The sequence below is a fragment of the Mycobacterium sp. 1274761.0 genome (assembly GCF_001668615.1).
In the GTDB taxonomy this organism is placed as follows: domain Bacteria; phylum Actinomycetota; class Actinomycetes; order Mycobacteriales; family Mycobacteriaceae; genus Mycobacterium.
In genome coordinates this window covers 18,259-34,071 of sequence record NZ_LZMC01000064.1, presented here as the reverse complement: position 1 = coordinate 34,071, position 15,813 = coordinate 18,259, and the positions used below count along the sequence as shown (strand labels likewise).

20 protein-coding genes are annotated in these 15,813 nt (G+C 66.1%); 6 read left to right on the top strand and 14 right to left on the bottom strand.

Annotation, left to right across the window (positions count from 1 at the left end; all coding sequences use genetic code 11):
• Position 1: 1 nt before the first annotated feature.
• From A5651_RS14330 to A5651_RS14320, 3 genes are read left to right on the top strand one after another with little or no spacing between them, the layout of a single operon-like run.
• Positions 2-655, top strand: coding sequence for a glycosyltransferase family 2 protein (locus A5651_RS14330; RefSeq protein ID WP_066981664.1), 654 nt, complete (start codon positions 2-4; stop codon positions 653-655).
• Entirely contained in the window at positions 652-1,317 is a 666-nt protein-coding gene (locus tag A5651_RS14325) for a DUF2064 domain-containing protein (RefSeq protein WP_231988687.1), read from the top strand. Before A5651_RS14330 ends, A5651_RS14325 begins: the two co-directional genes overlap by 4 nt.
• 1 nt (position 1,318) lies before the next feature.
• Positions 1,319-1,945, top strand: a complete 627-nt coding sequence (locus A5651_RS14320; protein ID WP_066981657.1) for a class I SAM-dependent methyltransferase — start codon at positions 1,319-1,321, stop codon at positions 1,943-1,945.
• On the opposite strand, the gene A5651_RS14315 is transcribed toward A5651_RS14320, so the two are convergent.
• The 8 genes from A5651_RS14315 to A5651_RS25410 all read right to left on the bottom strand — a co-directional run bounded on the left by A5651_RS14315 (position 1,929) and on the right by A5651_RS25410 (position 9,155).
• On the bottom strand, positions 1,929-2,441 hold the full coding sequence (locus A5651_RS14315) for a hypothetical protein (protein ID WP_066981654.1): 513 nt from the start codon (positions 2,439-2,441) through the stop codon (positions 1,929-1,931). The genes A5651_RS14320 and A5651_RS14315 overlap by 17 nt on opposite strands.
• A gap of 1 nt (position 2,442) precedes the next feature.
• Positions 2,443-3,702: a molybdopterin-dependent oxidoreductase gene (locus tag A5651_RS14310; RefSeq protein WP_066981651.1), complete on the bottom strand. Its 1,260-nt coding sequence runs from the start codon at positions 3,700-3,702 to the stop codon at positions 2,443-2,445.
• 78 nt (positions 3,703-3,780) lie between these two features.
• Positions 3,781-5,136, bottom strand: a complete 1,356-nt coding sequence (locus tag A5651_RS14305) for a hypothetical protein (protein ID WP_066981739.1) — start codon at positions 5,134-5,136, stop codon at positions 3,781-3,783.
• A 47-nt stretch (positions 5,137-5,183) separates the two neighbouring features.
• On the bottom strand, positions 5,184-6,635 hold the full coding sequence (locus tag A5651_RS14300) for a lipase maturation factor family protein (protein WP_066981648.1): 1,452 nt from the start codon (positions 6,633-6,635) through the stop codon (positions 5,184-5,186).
• 24 nt (positions 6,636-6,659) lie between these two features.
• Complete coding sequence (locus A5651_RS14295) at positions 6,660-6,998, bottom strand: hypothetical protein (RefSeq protein WP_066981645.1); 339 nt, start codon at positions 6,996-6,998, stop codon at positions 6,660-6,662.
• 53 nt (positions 6,999-7,051) lie between these two features.
• Positions 7,052-7,666 carry an MSMEG_1061 family FMN-dependent PPOX-type flavoprotein gene (locus A5651_RS14290; protein WP_066981642.1) on the bottom strand — a complete coding sequence of 205 codons (615 nt, stop codon included), beginning with the start codon at positions 7,664-7,666 and terminating at the stop codon, positions 7,052-7,054.
• A 41-nt stretch (positions 7,667-7,707) separates the two neighbouring features.
• Entirely contained in the window at positions 7,708-8,832 is a 1,125-nt protein-coding gene (gene menE, locus A5651_RS14285; protein WP_156662911.1) for an o-succinylbenzoate--CoA ligase, read from the bottom strand.
• Positions 8,833-8,852: 20 nt separating this feature from the next.
• Positions 8,853-9,155 carry a DUF3349 domain-containing protein gene (locus A5651_RS25410; protein ID WP_066981639.1) on the bottom strand — a complete coding sequence of 101 codons (303 nt, stop codon included), beginning with the start codon at positions 9,153-9,155 and terminating at the stop codon, positions 8,853-8,855.
• A 231-nt stretch (positions 9,156-9,386) separates the two neighbouring features.
• Here A5651_RS25410 and A5651_RS14275 point away from each other — a divergent pair, with 231 nt between their 5' ends.
• From A5651_RS14275 to A5651_RS14265, 3 genes are read left to right on the top strand one after another with little or no spacing between them, the layout of a single operon-like run.
• The gene (locus A5651_RS14275; protein WP_066981636.1) at positions 9,387-10,652 is read left to right on the top strand and encodes an inorganic phosphate transporter; all 1,266 of its coding nucleotides are present in this window, start codon (positions 9,387-9,389) and stop codon (positions 10,650-10,652) included.
• A 28-nt stretch (positions 10,653-10,680) separates the two neighbouring features.
• Positions 10,681-10,965: a hypothetical protein gene (locus A5651_RS14270; protein WP_066981633.1), complete on the top strand. Its 285-nt coding sequence runs from the start codon at positions 10,681-10,683 to the stop codon at positions 10,963-10,965.
• A gap of 10 nt (positions 10,966-10,975) precedes the next feature.
• Positions 10,976-11,284: a DUF3349 domain-containing protein gene (locus tag A5651_RS14265; RefSeq protein WP_066981630.1), complete on the top strand. Its 309-nt coding sequence runs from the start codon at positions 10,976-10,978 to the stop codon at positions 11,282-11,284.
• Here A5651_RS14265 and A5651_RS14260 read toward each other — a convergent pair whose 3' ends face one another.
• From A5651_RS14260 to A5651_RS14235, 6 genes are all read right to left on the bottom strand, one after another.
• On the bottom strand, positions 11,285-11,656 hold the full coding sequence (locus A5651_RS14260) for a VOC family protein (protein WP_066981627.1): 372 nt from the start codon (positions 11,654-11,656) through the stop codon (positions 11,285-11,287).
• Between the two features lie 44 nt (positions 11,657-11,700).
• On the bottom strand, positions 11,701-12,585 hold the full coding sequence (locus A5651_RS14255; RefSeq protein ID WP_066981624.1) for an SDR family oxidoreductase: 885 nt from the start codon (positions 12,583-12,585) through the stop codon (positions 11,701-11,703).
• Positions 12,586-12,659: 74 nt separating this feature from the next.
• Entirely contained in the window at positions 12,660-13,589 is a 930-nt protein-coding gene (locus A5651_RS14250) for a 1,4-dihydroxy-2-naphthoyl-CoA synthase (RefSeq protein ID WP_066981621.1), read from the bottom strand.
• A gap of 10 nt (positions 13,590-13,599) precedes the next feature.
• Complete coding sequence (locus A5651_RS14245; RefSeq protein ID WP_066981619.1) at positions 13,600-14,055, bottom strand: nitroreductase family deazaflavin-dependent oxidoreductase; 456 nt, start codon at positions 14,053-14,055, stop codon at positions 13,600-13,602.
• A gap of 9 nt (positions 14,056-14,064) precedes the next feature.
• On the bottom strand, positions 14,065-14,520 hold the full coding sequence (locus A5651_RS14240; RefSeq protein ID WP_066981616.1) for a nitroreductase family deazaflavin-dependent oxidoreductase: 456 nt from the start codon (positions 14,518-14,520) through the stop codon (positions 14,065-14,067).
• A gap of 11 nt (positions 14,521-14,531) precedes the next feature.
• Entirely contained in the window at positions 14,532-15,746 is a 1,215-nt protein-coding gene (locus A5651_RS14235; RefSeq protein ID WP_197496621.1) for an RNA polymerase sigma factor, read from the bottom strand.
• Between the last annotated feature and the right edge of the window lie 67 nt (positions 15,747-15,813).

Sequence of the window (15,813 nt, the reverse complement as noted above, 5' to 3'; positions counted from 1 at the left end):
TATGGCCGACGCTGTCACGGTGGTGCTGCCCTGCCTCAACGAAGCCACCTCACTGCCGGGCGTGCTTACCGCCGTGCCATCCGGGTACAGGGCGCTGGTGGTCGACAACAACAGCACTGACGGCACCGCCGATGTAGCGCGCCGGCACGGAGCCGACGTCGTCACCGAACACCGACCCGGCTACGGGTCAGCCGTGCATGCCGGGATCGAGGCAGCGACTACTCCCATCGTCGCGGTCGTCGACGCCGACGGGTCGCTCGATCCCGCGCAACTGCCCGTCCTGGTCGACGAACTCGACCGCGGCGCCGACATGGCCATCGGTCGCCGGCGCCCGGTGCCAGGGCTGCACTGGCCGTGGCATGCGCGGCTCGGCACGGCGCTCGTGTGCTGGCGGCTGCGCACCCGCTACGGGCTGCCGGTGCACGACATCGCGCCTATGCGCGTCGCCCGACGCGAACCCTTGCTTGCGCTCGGCATCACCGACCGCCGTACCGGCTACCCGGTCGAACTCATGGTTCGCGCGGCACAGGCCGGTTGGAAGGTCGTCGAGCGCGACGTCCCCTACGGTCCGCGCACCGGCGGCAAGTCGAAGGTCAGCGGCTCGCTTCGCGGGAGTATCCACGCGGGACTGGACTTCTGGCGGGCGATCTCGTGATACCAGTGACGATGGTCGTCATCGCCAAAGCACCCGTCCCGGGTTTCGCGAAGACGCGACTGGCCGCCGCGGTCGGTGACCAGGCTGCCGCCGACATCGCTGCGGCAATGCTCCTGGACACGCTCGACGCCGTGAAGGCGACCCCGGTGCAAGAGCGCGTGGTGGCGCTCACCGGCGACCTTGACCATGCCAGCCGCAGCGCTGAAATCCGTTCGCGGCTAACCGCTTTACGTGTCATAGAACAGCGCGGCGACGACTTCTCTGCCCGCCTGGCCAACGCCATCGTCGACGCCGCGACGATCGCCGGGCGTCGCCCCGTGCTATTGATCGCATCGGATACCCCTCAGGTAACCGCCGAGCTACTGACCGAGTGTGCACAGTCGCTGCTGTCGACAGACGTCGTGTTCGGCCTCGCTCGAGACGGCGGCTGGTGGGTGCTCGGGGTGACCGATCCGGCGATGGCCGACTGCCTGCACACCATCCCGACCTCACGCTCGTACACCGGCCCCACGACGCTAGAGGCGCTGCAGCGCAACGGATTAGCGGTGACATTGGTGGACGAACTGTCCGACGTCGATACCGCCGACGACGTGGAACTGGTACGGCCGGATTGTGCGCCGCACAGCAGCTTCGTCCGCGCGACCAGACAAGGACGGATCTGACATGATGGGCCATCTGTACGAGCGCGCTCTCGACGGTGAGGATTGCTGGATCCGCTACGACGACGGCGCGGTCCGTCAACTGCCGGTGCGAACATGGTTGGGCGGGCGGCACGCCGATCACGGCTTTGACAAAGCGGTCGTCGACCTCTGCGAAGGCCCGACAATCGACTTGGGTTGCGGTCCAGGGCGATTGGTGGCCGCTCTCATTCGTCGCGGCATACCGGCCCTGGGCGTCGACCAGTCGCCGACCGCCGTGGCGCTGGCTCATCGCAACGGAGCCCCCGCTCTTCGGCGAGACCTATTCGACGCCCTTCCGGCGACCGGACGTTGGCACACCGCCCTGCTGGCCGACGGCAACGTCGGGCTGGGCGGCGACCCCGGCCGCGTGCTGCGCCGAGCGGCCGAGCTGCTGCGTCCCGGTGGCCGCTGTATCGTCGAATTCGACACCGCGACAAAGGGTGTGCAATCCGGAATGGTTCGACTCGAGTCGGTTGGCACCGTGGGGCCGTGGTTCCGCTGGGCGGCAGTCGGCATCGATCACGCCGCCACGCTCGCCGAGGAAGCGGGCTTCATGTTGACCGACATCCACCGCATCGGTAGGCGCGTATTCGCTACTCTCGCGGCTTAGGCGCTCCACGCGTAGCCGTCAGCAACCGCATGGCGTAGCACACCGCGCTGGCCGCGAACATCGCTGCCGTCAACACTAACCAGCGGCCAAGGAACGGCTCCTGCGTCTGCCCGGTGGCGGCAAGGTAGGTGGGCGCGCCCTGCCGGATGATCCCCGGTAGGAACACCAGCAGCGTGAGTCCGGCCCCCAAAGCGGGCACCCGCACATAGTTCAGAACCGGCACCGACGGCCCACGTCTAGTCAGTGGAATCCGGCTGCCCGCCATCAGGATCCGGTCGGTCAGTGCGTAGACGGGGAACAGCACGAGGTCATGGGCGATGATTGCGGCCGCGAACCAAACCACGATCGACTGCCACCACGTGTGGGGGTTCCACAATGTGACCGGTCTGACAGTGGTCAGCACGTACCCGGCCAACGCGAAGCCCGCGATGAGCGTCAGCAGGTGCAGAGGGCTCGAGCCGTAGACCGCGCGGAATCGCTGCCAGACGCGACGCACGTCAGCTCGCCCTGAAATCGATTGACGACACCCATTTCGTGTTGTGTACGCCCGGCAGGCCGGGGACGATGATCCGCGCCGGATAGCCGTGATCGGGGGAGAGGTCCGCATCGTTGACACGAAGCGCCAGAAGGGCATCCGGGTGGCTGATCTGGTTCGCCTGCAGGGTGGCGCGATTGAACCCGCCGCGTCGTTCGACTGAACGCACGAAGGCCGACGCAGGGAGGGACACGCCGGCCAGCCGGGCGAGATCGCGCAACGGCACTCCGGTCCACGTCTCGGTCGTCGACCAGCCCTCGACACACGCGATCGGAAGGCGCGCGGTGTGCTGTGGCATGGCGCTCAATGCTTTCCGGTCGAGTGCCACCGGCGACGTCCCGCCGGTCAACGTGAGACGCCACCGATCGCCAGTAGCCTCCGGTGTGATACCGGCCGCCCGTGCCGTACGGTTCACCTGAAAGCCGGCTGGACCGTCGCCGCGCGTGCGGCCGCGGGGCAGCAGCAGCGCTGCTTTACGAGTGGCGCCGCCGAGGGTCTGGCCAGCGGTGATGACTGCGATGAGCAGCGCGCCGCCGCCAATCAGTGCAAGTGCGCCGCGGCGGCTCATCGTCGGGGCCGTCGGGTTTTCGGCAACCAGGCCGTCGGGCTCGTACGGTTCCGGGATGGTCTCGGATCGGTTCGTGCGCAATACATCCCGCATCCGCATGGACCGCAACCCTGACCACATCCGCGGAATCTTGATGGTGATGTGGACGAAAAAGCCGGCGATGAACACCCAAGCGCCGAAGTAGTGCGCGGTGTAAAAGCTGAACCCGAAGATATAGTCGTACTGGATGTTCAGTACGCCGGTGATGATTTCGAACAGAATGCCACCGACCAGCATGACGAGCGAAAGCCGTTCCAGCGCTTGTGCGACCGACCGTGCCGGTGGCCACTCGAACAATCTTGGGATGACCGACCACAGCTTGGCCAGCACGACGGGAATCAGGACCAGCCCGACACCGACGTGCAGTCCTTGGTTGAGCCGGTAGATCCATGCGGGTTCGGTCGGCCAATCGAAGGTCGGCAGTTTCAGCCATCCGACATCGGCGGGGATGGCCTGGCCGAACCGCGGCCCGTAGGCGATATAGGACAGCAGGCCGGTGAGGATCACGATCGGCAACGTCGTCAGCAACACCGAGCCCAACACCGACGTCAGCCAGAGGCCGCGCAACGGGCTACGCCAGCGCTGGATGCGCGCGGCCAGGCGCAAGTCCGCCATGACCCGATTATGCCGCCGTAGATGGTGCTTCATGCCGTCAACGGCGCAATGTCACCGCTCAGAAAGAAGTCTGCATGCTCACCAGTTCGTCAAGATGACGCTGTTCAGTACGATGGCACCAAGGACGTTGAGCCCCAACCAGAAGCGGTGCGACTGCGGCGGCAACAATGCCGGCGCCGCCGTCAGCCACATTGTGAACGGCAGCCAGATGCGTTCGGTTTCCGCCTTGCTCAGCATGCTCAGGTCGGCGCAGATGATCGCCAGCAACGCGCTCAGCACCAGCAGGTGAATGCCGGGTGCTCTGCGGATGGCGGTGATTTCGAACGCCCGGCCGATCCCCGCGACGCTGCCCAGCCCGATCGCGCAGACGACCGAAGCGAAGTTCGCCCACGACCAGTATTGAAACGGTCGATCGTGCGCGATGCCCTGCCAATAGCGCTCCTGCACAAGCTGATAGCCGTCAAGCCACCAAAATCCGAACGCGAAGAACGCTCCGACGACGAAGCCGGCCATCACCGCGGCGGGCACCAACGTGCGCAGCGCGGTCTGCCAGTCGACCGCTGTGATCAAGACCGCCAGGGCCAGGAACCCGATCAGCGCAAGCCCGTAGTTGAGGAAGAGCGCCCATCCTAATAACAGCCCCGAGCCGCCCGCGACCAGCAGCGGCACCCGCACCCGCTGCTTCACGGCCAGCGCAAGCAGGGCAATGCCCCAGGCGGCCACCCCGGCGAAGTACCCGTCGGCCGACACGGCGACCCAGATGGCGGTGGGCGCGACCGCGACGAAGGGCGCGGCCAGTCGAGCGGTCGGTTCGTCGGCGACGGCGCGCACCGCGACGATGATGGCGGCGGCCGCGCTCGACCCGACCAGTAGGCACAGCAGTCCCGCCCACGCGCCACCGCTCAGCCCGATACGGTCGAGCCAGACGAATGTCAGCAGCGCCCCCGGCGGGTGCCCGGACACATGGGTAGTCCACGAATCGGGTTGATAGTCCAGGATCCTGCGAGAGAAGCTGCTGAGCGCCTGCGCAATGTCGTCGATGGTCGGCACCTGCCGCAGATACTCGTGGCGCGCAGTGAGGCGGCCGGCGAAACCGCGCTGCCAGCCGTCGATCATGGCCAGCGAGAACGCCCACAGGCAAGACGTCGCCCACGTCGCCAACGTCAGCGCACGCCACGGCAGCCGCTGCGCGAGCGGCGGGCCCCACCACACCGCCGCGATTCCGATGAGGACGGCTGCCGGCGTGCCCCAGCCCACCCGTGTTTTCCACCAGCCGAAGATCGGCGCGGCGTCCGCGAAGTCGTGTATTCGTTGGGGCGTCGCGTTGATCAGCGGTGTCACGACGTCGAGATGCAGGTGGGGGATGACGAACGCCGCCACTACCAGGATGACGGCGAGCAAAACCGCTATCGCATCTCGTCGCGCTATCTTCAGCCCGGACACCCCGTCAGGGTAGGGGCAACGACACCTTCTGCGACCACTTATCCCGCTCCGAACCGACGGCTCAGATATGCCGCCTCCTCGAGAGCGATCGGCGCGAGGTATTCGCCGATGCGCTCGCGGTGCCACCAGACGTGTTGCGATCTGAGCTCATGCGGAGTGCTGAACCGATAGCGGTACAGCGTCGCACGCACATAGGTTGGCGGCGCATCGGGAAACGGGTTGGTCCGCAGCAGCCGGATGATCGCGTCGTTGTTGGTCAGCAGGCCGCGGCACAACGCAATCAGCCAAGTCTGCGCGTACGACGGCGATATGGCGAGAAACCACATCAACCAGTCGAGTCGTAGGTGATACGGGCTCCACTGCCGCGGCATCCGGCGGACGTCGCCGGGCTTGCCCTTGAAATCGTATTCCGCCCAGGAGGTTTCGTCATCGGGGTCGGTCGCTGACGTCCCCTCCAGAATGACTTCTTCTCGCGTGCGATTGATGCTGCCGAACGCCCCGTACGTGTTAACCATGTGCAGTGTGTCGTATATGGCGTTCATGCGCTGTCGACGCGACACCAGGTTGCGGGCGGGATACCAACTGCGGACCACGATCAGCGCAGTGAACGCGATCACGACGACGGCGTACCAAAGCGGTTGCGTGGCCGCGGCCTCCGGAGATGCCGAGATACCGAAGACGGAGGCGTCGATGACGCTGACCGCCAAGACGATGGTCAGCCAATTCAGCCAGCAGAAATTTCCGGACAGCACGAGCCACAACTGAGTGATCGCGATGATGGCCGCAGCGATGCTGGCGATAGGCTGCGGAGCGAACAGCCCAAACGGAACGATCAGTTGCGCGAGGTGGTTGCCCGCCACCTCTATTCTGTGCAACGGGCGCGGCAGGTGGTGGAAGAACCAGCTGAGCGGGCCCGGCATGGGTTGCGTCTCATGGTGGTAGTCCAGGCACGTCAGATCGCGCCAGCAGCGGTCACCCCGCAGCTTGATCAGCCCGGCGCCGAACTCCACCCGGAACAGCAGCCAGCGGATCAGCCACATCACGAGGACGGGCGGCGCAACGTCGTCATTGCCGACGAAGACCACCAGCAGTCCCGCTTCCAGCAGGAGCGACTCCCACCCGAACGAGTACCAAATCTGGCCGACGTTGACGATGGACAGGTTGAGCAACCACAACAACAGCCACAGCAGCATCGCCACCCACGTCGATACCGCGTCGGCCAACCCCACCACCATCGCGACCGACACCGCTGCGCCAACCCAAGAGACGGCCGCAAAGGCAGTGTCGGAGTAGTGCAGGTGAAACAGGCTGGGCGCGGTGCGAAACGAGCGGCGCGTCAGATACTCCCGCACCGGCAGCATGCCGCGGTCGCCGATCAATCCGCGGAACTGTCGTGCCGCGCACACAAACGCCACGACGTAGATAGCCGCAACGCCGCGCTCCAAAACCAGCCTGCCCCACCACCATTCGGGGGCTGTCAGCCAATCCACCGGTCACGCTCCCTGAAAGGGAGCTTAGCCCCGGAATGTCACCGCGAGGATAAGGAACGCGATAATCAGTAGTGCCCACGCGAGCGCCGCCGGGACCCATCCGCGCGGCTTCCGGGCGGTGAAGATGGTGATGATGATGGTGGCCACCACGACCACTGGCGTCCCGTACATGATCAGCCCGAAAAGGAAGTCGCCAGGGCCCTCATGGGGGCAGATTCGGTCGCTGCAGCCGGCGGTGCCCATCACCTGTGCGAACGCGTAACCCTCGACGATTACGGCGCCGATGATTGTCGACAGCGCCAAGCCCCAGTTGACCAGGGTCATCCTGCGCGACGGCCGGGAGTGGGTGTCTTGCGTCGTCATATTCGGCGGCTTACCCGAACGTGCGATCGTGAAACAATCAGCAGCTCATCGCGTCAATAGAGGATCTTCCGCAGGTTGTCGTCGCTGTAGTAGCGCTCCAGTTCGTCGAGGTCCATGTCCTTCTTGATGGCCTGCGCGAGCCGGGCGACACTGGGCACAGCAGTGGGGTTCCAGCTGTCCGGGTTCCACGCGTCGGACCGCAGAAATGCCTTCGGGCAGTGGAAGAAAACCTCTTCGATGTCGATCTCGAGCGCGAGGATCGGCCGCTTGCCCTCGACGATCATGGCGTCGAAGTAGTCGGCGTCGGCGAGGATGCGCGCGACGCCGTTGATCCGCAGGGTGTCCCCGCGGCCCGGGATGACGAACAAGGTGCCTACATGCGGACGCTGGAGCACGTTGAGGTAGCCATCCACGCGCTTGTTGCCGGGCCGCTCGGGGATCGCGATCGTAGTGTCGCCGATGATGTGCACGAAGCCCGGTGGATCGCCTTTCGGGGACACATCGACCCGACCACTTGCGTCCGTCGTCGCCACGAAACCCAGCGGAGAGTGAGCCAGCCAGTCCTGCTGGGCAGGTGAGAGCCGCGCACTCACCTTATTGGCGACATACGTGTTCGGATGCCCGACGATCTCGCGCAGCTCATCCAGGGTGGTCACTTCACGACGCATCGCTTCATCATGCTGGACTCACATTCCCTGGCGCCAGGTGCTCACTCGCTGAAGCGCGCGATCAACGTTCGCCGATCCAGCTTTCCGATACCGCGCCGGGGAAGTTCGTCGAGGACGTGGAGCTGGCGTGGGGCGGCGGTCGCATCCAGTATTGCCTTGACATGGGTCCGCACCTCATCCAGCGTCGGCGGCGGGTATCCATCGACGGCCACGATGGCCGCGACCACCCGTTGGCCGAGCCGATCGTCGGGTACACCGAAGACTGCGCAGTCTGCTACCCGCGGATGCGAACCCAACGCGTTCTCGACAAGCTGCGGGAAGACGGTCAGCCCGCCCGTGCTGATCGCGTCGTCGGTCCTGCCGAGTACCCGTAGCGTTCCCGAACTATCAAGTGCGCCAATGTCGTCGGTCAAGAACCAGCCCGGCTGGGCGAATGGGTTCTCGGCGGGCGGATTGCGGTATCCTTTCGCCAGCGTTGCACCGCCAATGGCGATCCGGCCGCCGGTGTCAATGCGGACCCGGACACCGTCCAGTGGTACGCCGTCGTAGACGCACCCGCCGGCTGTCTCGCTCATGCCGTACGTCTTAACCACGAAAATCCCTGCCGCCGCGGACCTTTCGACGATGTGCGATGGCGTGGGTCCACCGCCGATCAGCACCGCGTCCAGCTCTGCGAGTGCCGCGCGCGCCGCGGAGTCGGCCAGCGCCGTGTCCAACTGAGCGGCCACCAGCGACGCATATCGGCGGCCGGGACCCATCGCCGAAATTGCCGCAGGTAGCTCGGCCGGGTCGAATCGAGCCGAGAGCGCGACGGGATCGCGACCCGCAATCACGCTGCGCACCAGCACTTGTAGGCCGGCGATGTGGTAGGCGGGCAGGGCCAGCAACCACCGTCCCGCTCCGCCCAGGCGGTGATGTGTCGCGTTCGCGCTGGCGGCGAGTGCCGCCGCGGTCAGCATCGCTCCCTTCGGGACACCGGTCGTTCCCGACGTCGATATCACCGCCACAACGTCGTCGTCGATATCCTCGTCGACCCTCAATGACGTTGCGAGCAAATGGGTTTTGCGTTCATCGTCGGCGGGCACGGGCAACATTGCGGATCCGACGCCGCGCAGCGCCGCCTCGATTTCAGGCAACACCGTCAGCGCCGACGGTCCGGCCGGCACAGGAACGATTCGCAGGACGGCTATTCCGTCTCCTCGGCGTCGCGGGGATCGTCGAGCGGCCAGCCGTTGGTGGCCAGGTGAACGCGCACGCGTTCGACGTCTTCCGGGGCCGGAAGTTCGTCGGTCAACTGGGTGATCAGCACGCCGATGTCGACATGGTCGAACTCGCCGCGCTTCAACAATTCTGCGACGACGGTCTTGACTTCGTCGTCGGTGAGCCGCGGCTTCAACAACGCGAACAACGGAACACGGTCTGGCCCGGGGACGCCCTCCGGATACCCAGAGGTGATCCACGCGACGATTTTTGCGAGGAACTTGTTCACCGTTTTGACTCCCCACGGCGTGGCTAACCAACCATGATCCTACGGAAGCACGATAGTGGAAGTGCTGCTCCTGGGCGGCCGGGGTTATCGCCATAAGCAAACGTCTCCGAGACAGCGGGTGAACACTGAATGAACACCTCACCGGAAGCCGCAAACTGCCTGGTCGAAGGGGGCCCTTAGAGTGCCTAGCGGCTGGTCAAAACCGTTGAGATTCCTTCAGAATTGGCAATCATGAGCGCAGAGCTGATCATTCTGGTGCTGTTGATCGCAACGGCACTGGCATTCGACTTCACCAACGGGTTTCACGACACCGGGAACGCGATGGCGACGTCGATCGCGACCGGCGCGCTGAAGCCCAAGACCGCAGTGCTGCTGGCCGGCATCCTCAACCTCGTCGGCGCATTCCTGTCGGTCGAGGTCGCGGTCACCGTGACAACCTCGGTTCTCAAAGTCCAGGACAGCAAAACGGGCGCGCTCATCCAGTCGATCACGGCGTCGACCGGGCTGACGATCATCTTCGCCGGTCTCATCGGCGGCATCCTGTGGAACCTGCTCACCTGGCTGTTCGGCATTCCATCGAGTTCGTCGCACGCGCTCTTCGGCGGACTGATCGGCGCCGGGCTGGCCGCCTTGGGAACCGCGGGCGTGAACTGGAGCGGCATCACCTCCAAGGTGCTGATACCCGCCGTCGCCGCTCCTGTGATCGCCTGCCTGGTCGCCGCTTGCGGCACCTGGCTGGTGTACCGGATCACCCGCAAGGTGGCTGTGAGGCGGCGCGAGGAGGGCTTCCGCTGGGGCCAGATCGCCACGGCCTCCCTTGTCGCGCTGTCGCATGGCACTAACGACGCCCAAAAGACGATGGGCGTGATCGCCCTGGCGCTCATCACCACCGGTCATCTGAACAGCGACGTCAAGAAGGACGGCCTGCCATTCTGGATCGTCGTCAGCTGTGCGCTCGCGATCGGTCTCGGCACCTACATCGGTGGCTGGCGAGTCATCCGCACCCTCGGCAAGGGTCTCGTGGAGATCGAGTCGCCGCAGGGCCTGGCCGCCGAAGCATCATCGGCTGCAATCATTCTCAGCTCCAGCGCCGCAGGCATGGCGTTGTCGACCACCCATGTGGCGACGGGCTCGATCCTCGGCAGCGGCGTCGGTAAGCCGGGCGCCGAAGTGCGCTGGGCGGTTGCCGGGCGCATGGCGGTCGCCTGGTTGATCACCCTCCCTGCCGCGGCACTTGTTGGCGCACTTGCCTTTTGGCTGTCGCACGGCGTCGGGTCGCTCACTGGCTCTGATCTCGCGGGCGACGGCCTGATCTTCGTCATCCTGTGCGCGCTGTCGTTCTACATGTGGTGGCGTGCCCAGCAGCAGAAGGTCGACAGCACCAACGTCAACGCCGCCTGGGACGAGTCCACCAACTCCGTCGTTCCCGCAGAGCTCCGGGAAGCCACCAAGGCACCCAAGGACGTCAACGAAACCAAGGACCAGGCCGCGGTCTGACCGCAGGGCCGCAAGCGAAGGAACCCCAGTGTCCTATTTGGAAGCGATCTTCAAGGTGCTCGTCGTGGGTCTCATCCTCGGCGCAGGCCTGCCCGCGGTCTTCGCGGGCGGCCTGGTGGCGTACTCGCGCGGTGCGGGAGGACAAGCGGCCGACGGCACGGTGCAGGCCCCGAATCCGGCGCTGAAGTATCTAGGCATTCTGCTGTTCGTGTTTGTCGGCTGGGTGATCCTCACCGCGGTGCTGTGGATCACCAGGGCGACGATCGTCCACCATTTCGGGTTCGATCCGTTCCCGATGATGCCCAAAAAGTGAGGCCGAGTTCATGACTCAGACCAACCAAGGTGTGTTCGACAGTGTCATCGCCTGGTTGCACCAGGGCTATCCGGAGGGCGTGCCCCAGAAGGACTACTTTCCGTTGCTGGCGTTACTGAAGCGCAGCCTCACCGAGGAGCAGGTGGTCAAGGCCGCACAATCCATCTTGCGGGGGAACGATTCGGACACCGTGACCGAGAATGAGATTCGTGACGCGATCCATAAGGTCATCGAGAAGGAGCCGAATCCCGAAGAGCTGAACCAGGTTGCCGCCCGGCTGGCCTCGGTCGGTTGGCCGCTGGCGACTCCCGCCCGCTAGCTAGTTCCTGGTGTCGCGGCGCAGCGGATGCGTCTCGGGCACCTGCACGAAGATCAGCGTGACGCCGTCGGGATCGGTCACGTGCATCTCGTGTAGCCCCCATGGTTCCTCGCGGGCTTCGCGTGCGACCGGCACGCCGCGCTCGATCAGTTCCTTCTCCGTGGCATAGACATCGCGCACCTGCAGCCACATCGTGCCGCACGCGTCGGGTCCGCCATGGCCGGCCAGCTCGATCAGCGACTGGCCGGCATAGAAGACGGTGCCCGCCCCGTAGTCGCGGGCGATCGCCAGCCCGAGCTCGTCACGATAGAACCGCAACGAACGCTCATAATCGGCGGGCCGCAGGAGCATCCGGCTCGCCAGGATCTCCATGACTGTTGTTTACCACGTCGGGCCGGTGATCCGATTGACGACACTCACGCGCTGGGCTGCACCCGCTGTCGCTTCATGATCGCGTTGAGCCAGCTGGGGGCGACAGTGTCGATGGCCTTGGCCGTGACGGCCATTCGCGGCGCGATGCGCACCGGCCGGGTGCGTGCGGCGGTCACCATCCAGTCCGCCGCCTCGGCAGGCGTGAGCGCGGGCAGGCCCTGATAGGCCTTTGTCGGCGCGATCATCGGGGTGGCCACCAACGGGTAGTACAGCGTCGTCGAGTGCACGCCCTTGCGCGCCCACTCGGTTTCGATGACCCGGCTCACCGCCGACAGGGCCGCCTTCGACGCGTTGTAAACGCCGAATAGGGGCGAAGATTCACTCAACACACCCCACGTGGCGACGTTGATGATGTGGCCCTCGCCGCGCTCGAGCATGCCGGGGGCCAGCGCGCGGATCAGCCGCAGTGGCGAGTAGTAATTCAAGGTCATCGTCCGCTCGACGTCATGCCACCGCTCGAGCGACTCGGCCAGCGGCCGGCGGATCGACTTGCCCGCGTTGTTGACGAGGATGTCCACGCCGCCGATCGTCTCCTCGACGCGCGCGGCCAGCGCATCGACGGCGTCGAGGTCGGCCAGGTCGCAGTCGATGGCCACCGCGTCGCCACCCTTGGCCAGGATCCGGCCGGCGACCGCGTCGAGCAGCTCCTTGCGTCGCGCCACGACAACGACGGTGGCGCCGCGGCGGGCGAACTTCTCTGCGGCGGCCTCGCCGATGCCCGAGGAGGCGCCGGTGAGCATGATGCGCTTGCCGTTGAGGTCGACGTCTCGCTGCCCCGGTCGATACAGCATCAGCTGAGGGGCGACGGGGGGACGCATGCTGGCCAGCACCAGCTCATCGGCCAGCCGCCGCAATGGGCTCTTACTCACCCGTGGAGTCTACGGACCGCTCGATTCGGGCGTGAAAACCCGCCCTGGTCGCGGGAAATCACGCCGAAATCGCTCTAGAAATAGCGAGGAAACGGGCTCCAGTCGGGGTCGCGTTTCTCCAGGAACGCGTCGCGGCCCTCGACGGCCTCGTCGGTCATGTACGCCAACCGCGTCGCCTCGCCGGCGAACAGCTGCTGTCCGACGAGCCCGTCGTCGGTCAGGTTGAACGCGTACTTCAGCATCCGGATCGCCTGCGGCGACTTGCCGTTGATCGCCGCGGCCCACTCCAATGCCACCGTTTCGAGATCGGCGTGGTCGGCGACCTCGTTGACGGCGCCCATCGCGTGCATCTGCTCAGCCGTATATGGCCTGCCGAGGAAGAAGATCTCGCGGGCGAACTTCTGCCCGACCTGCTTAGCGAGATACGCGCTGCCGTAGCCGCCGTCGAAGCTGCCGACGTCGGCGTCGGTCTGCTTGAACCGGGCATGCTCGCGGCTGGCCAGCGTCAGGTCGCACACCACGTGCAGGCTGTGTCCGCCGCCGGCGGCCCATCCGTTCACCAGGCAGATGACGACCTTGGGCATGAATCGGATCAGCCGCTGCACCTCGAGGATGTGCAACCTGCCGGCACGGGCCACGTCGACGGTGTCGGCCGTCTCGCCCGAGGCGTACTGGTAGCCGCTGCGACCGCGGATGCGTTGGTCGCCGCCGGAACAGAAGGCCCAGCCGCCGTCTTTCGGCGACGGCCCATTTCCGGTGAGCAGGACGACGCCGACATCCGGCGACATCCTCGCGTGGTCGAGCACGCGATAGAGCTCGTCGACGGTGTGCGGGCGAAAGGCGTTGCGTACCTCGGGGCGGTCGAAGGCGACCCGGACCGTGGGCTGGTCGAGGTGGCGGTGATAGGTGATGTCGGTCAGCTCGAAGCCGTCGACCGGCCGCCACAGGTCGGGGTTGAACGGATTGTCCGCGGTGCCGGATTCGCTGCTCGCCGTGGTGCTCATCCCGTCGACTTTAAGCCGGGTCCATTCGGAAGACGGGACAGCGTCCGGCAAGCGCTTCGTATTCGTCGGGATTGGGTCCTGTCACTAATCCCGCGTTCTTCAGAAAGCTCACGCCGGTGGGCACTTCCACTGGAAACAGTCGAAGCAACGGTCTGGCCTCATCCGGGGACAGCTCGACCATGCGGACGCGTTCGGTGTTGCGCCCCTGCCGCAGCTCGACCTCGCCCGCGGCGCGGACATTCGCCGCCCAGTCGCTGCTGGGCAGCCCTCCCAGCACGTAGCGGGTGCCGTCGACGGTCATCGGCGTGATCGGCGTCGAGCGCAGCTTTCCCGACTTGCGGCCGCGCGTGACCAGGATGACCGGGCCCTTGCCGCCGAACCCAAAGCCCAGTCGCTGAATCCCGACCATCACCCTGTTGACGTACTTCAGCCACCAGGGCGGCCGAATTCGCTTGCTGTCAGACATAATTCGACGCTACGTGACCGGCTCGATCCTGAACACCGGGCAACGCCCCGCCAGGGTCTGCATTTCGTCGGGTGTGCCCTCGGCCAGCAGCCCCACGCGCTTCATCAACTCGACGCCTGTCGGCACCGCTGCAGGAAACGCCCGCAGCACCGGGCGCGCATCCGTCGGCGACATCTCCACCATCCGCACCCGTTCCGTGCGTCGGCCCTGTGTCAGCGTCACTTCGCCGGCGACGCGGACGTTGTCGACCCAGTCGGCCCCGGGGTAGCCGTTGACGACGTAGCGCTCGCCATCGACGGCCAGCGGCGTGACCGGCGTGGAACGCGGCTTGCCGGATTTGCGGCCCGGCACGGTCAGGATCACCGGCGACTCGACGCGCGAGATCGGCAACCCCAACCGCAGCACGACCATGAACACCTTGTTCAAGGGCTTCAGCCACCGCGGTGGCGCGACACGGTCTGTCATAGTTGGCGACCCTACCGCTGGACGCGAAATGCCTTTTCGGCCAGCACCTCTCGTTCCCGCTCGTTGTCCGTGAGCTCGGCTGCCTTGGCGAACTCGGCGGCGGCCTCGTCAGCGCGGCCGAGGCGGGCAAGCAGCTCACCGCGGACGCTCGGCAACAGATACGACCCATCCAACCCGCTCAGCGAGTCGACGATCTCCAGTGCGCGACGGGGGCCGTCCGACGGATCCGCCATCGCCACCGCGACGGCCCGGTTCAGTTCGACGACCGGCGACGCCGAAATCTGCATCAGCCCGTCATACAGCGCGACGATCCGGCTCCAATCGGTTTCGGCGGCGGTCGGCGCGGTGGCATGACATTCGGCCAGCGCGGCCTGCAGTGCATAGGGGCCCCAACCGGTGCCCCTCTTCTCGATCGCCTGCGCCGCGCGCTCCAGCGCGGCCACCCCGCGACCGATCTGCGCGCGGTCCCACTTCGTGCGGTCCTGGTCCTTGAGAAGGATCGGCGCCCCGGCCGCATCCGTTCGCGCCGCGAACCGCGATGACTGAAACTCCATCAACGACACCAGCCCGTGCACCTCGGGCTGGTCGGGCACCAGCGCGGCGAGTATCCGGCCGAGGCGAAGCGCCTCACGGCAAAGTTCGTCTCGAATCCACCGCTCCCCGAACGACGCCGAGTAGCCCTCGTTGTAGATCAGGTAGATCACCGCCAACACCGCCGATAGCCGCTGTGGGTATTCCGCACGGTCTGGCACCTCGAACGGCACATGTGCAGCGGCCAAAGCCTTTTTGGCCCGGGTGATGCGAGCCGCGACGGTGGACGTCGAGGTGAGGAACGCTCGGGCGATCTCCTCGGTGGTGAGGCCGCCCACCACGCGCAGGGTCAACGCGATCTGTCCTTCGCGCGACAGCACGGGATGAGCCGAGATGAAGATCAGCCGCAGCACATCGTCGTCGATGCGGTCGGGATCCCATGCGGGCTCGTCGATGTGGGTTTCCAGGTCATGGGCCAGCGCCGCGTATTTGGTGCCGAGGTTCTCGCTCCTGCGCCAGTGGTCGATTGCCTTGCGCTTGGCGACGGTGGTCAGCCACGCCGCCGGATTGCGGGGCACGCCGCCGGTGGGCCATTGCGTCAGCGCGTCGACGAGCGCGTCGGCCGCCAGATCCTCGGCCAGTCCGACGTCGCCGACGGTGCGCGTCAGCGTCGCGACGATCTTGGCGGCCTCCATGCGCCACACCGCGTCCACGGTTTGGCGTAGATCGGTCGGCACGCCCCCATTGTGCCGACCCTCGGCT

Excerpts from the sequence above, each read along its gene's own strand:
- A5651_RS14330 (WP_066981664.1), top strand. The coding sequence starts at position 2 with ATGGCCGACGCTGTCACGGTGGTGCTGCCCTGCCTCAACGAAGCCACC.
- A5651_RS14250 (WP_066981621.1), bottom strand. The coding sequence starts at position 13,589 with ATGAGCACCACGGCGAGCAGCGAATCCGGCACCGCGGACAATCCGTTC.
- A5651_RS14275 (WP_066981636.1), top strand. The coding sequence starts at position 9,387 with ATGAGCGCAGAGCTGATCATTCTGGTGCTGTTGATCGCAACGGCACTG.
- A5651_RS14235 (WP_197496621.1), bottom strand. The coding sequence starts at position 15,746 with ATGGAGGCCGCCAAGATCGTCGCGACGCTGACGCGCACCGTCGGCGAC.
- A5651_RS14240 (WP_066981616.1), bottom strand. The coding sequence starts at position 14,520 with ATGACAGACCGTGTCGCGCCACCGCGGTGGCTGAAGCCCTTGAACAAG.
- A5651_RS14320 (WP_066981657.1), top strand. The coding sequence starts at position 1,319 with ATGATGGGCCATCTGTACGAGCGCGCTCTCGACGGTGAGGATTGCTGG.
- A5651_RS14310 (WP_066981651.1), bottom strand. The coding sequence starts at position 3,702 with ATGGCGGACTTGCGCCTGGCCGCGCGCATCCAGCGCTGGCGTAGCCCG.
- A5651_RS14265 (WP_066981630.1), top strand. The coding sequence starts at position 10,976 with ATGACTCAGACCAACCAAGGTGTGTTCGACAGTGTCATCGCCTGGTTG.
- A5651_RS14245 (WP_066981619.1), bottom strand. The coding sequence starts at position 14,055 with ATGTCTGACAGCAAGCGAATTCGGCCGCCCTGGTGGCTGAAGTACGTC.
- A5651_RS14290 (WP_066981642.1), bottom strand. The coding sequence starts at position 7,666 with ATGCGTCGTGAAGTGACCACCCTGGATGAGCTGCGCGAGATCGTCGGG.
- A5651_RS14295 (WP_066981645.1), bottom strand. The coding sequence starts at position 6,998 with ATGACGACGCAAGACACCCACTCCCGGCCGTCGCGCAGGATGACCCTG.
- A5651_RS14260 (WP_066981627.1), bottom strand. The coding sequence starts at position 11,656 with ATGGAGATCCTGGCGAGCCGGATGCTCCTGCGGCCCGCCGATTATGAG.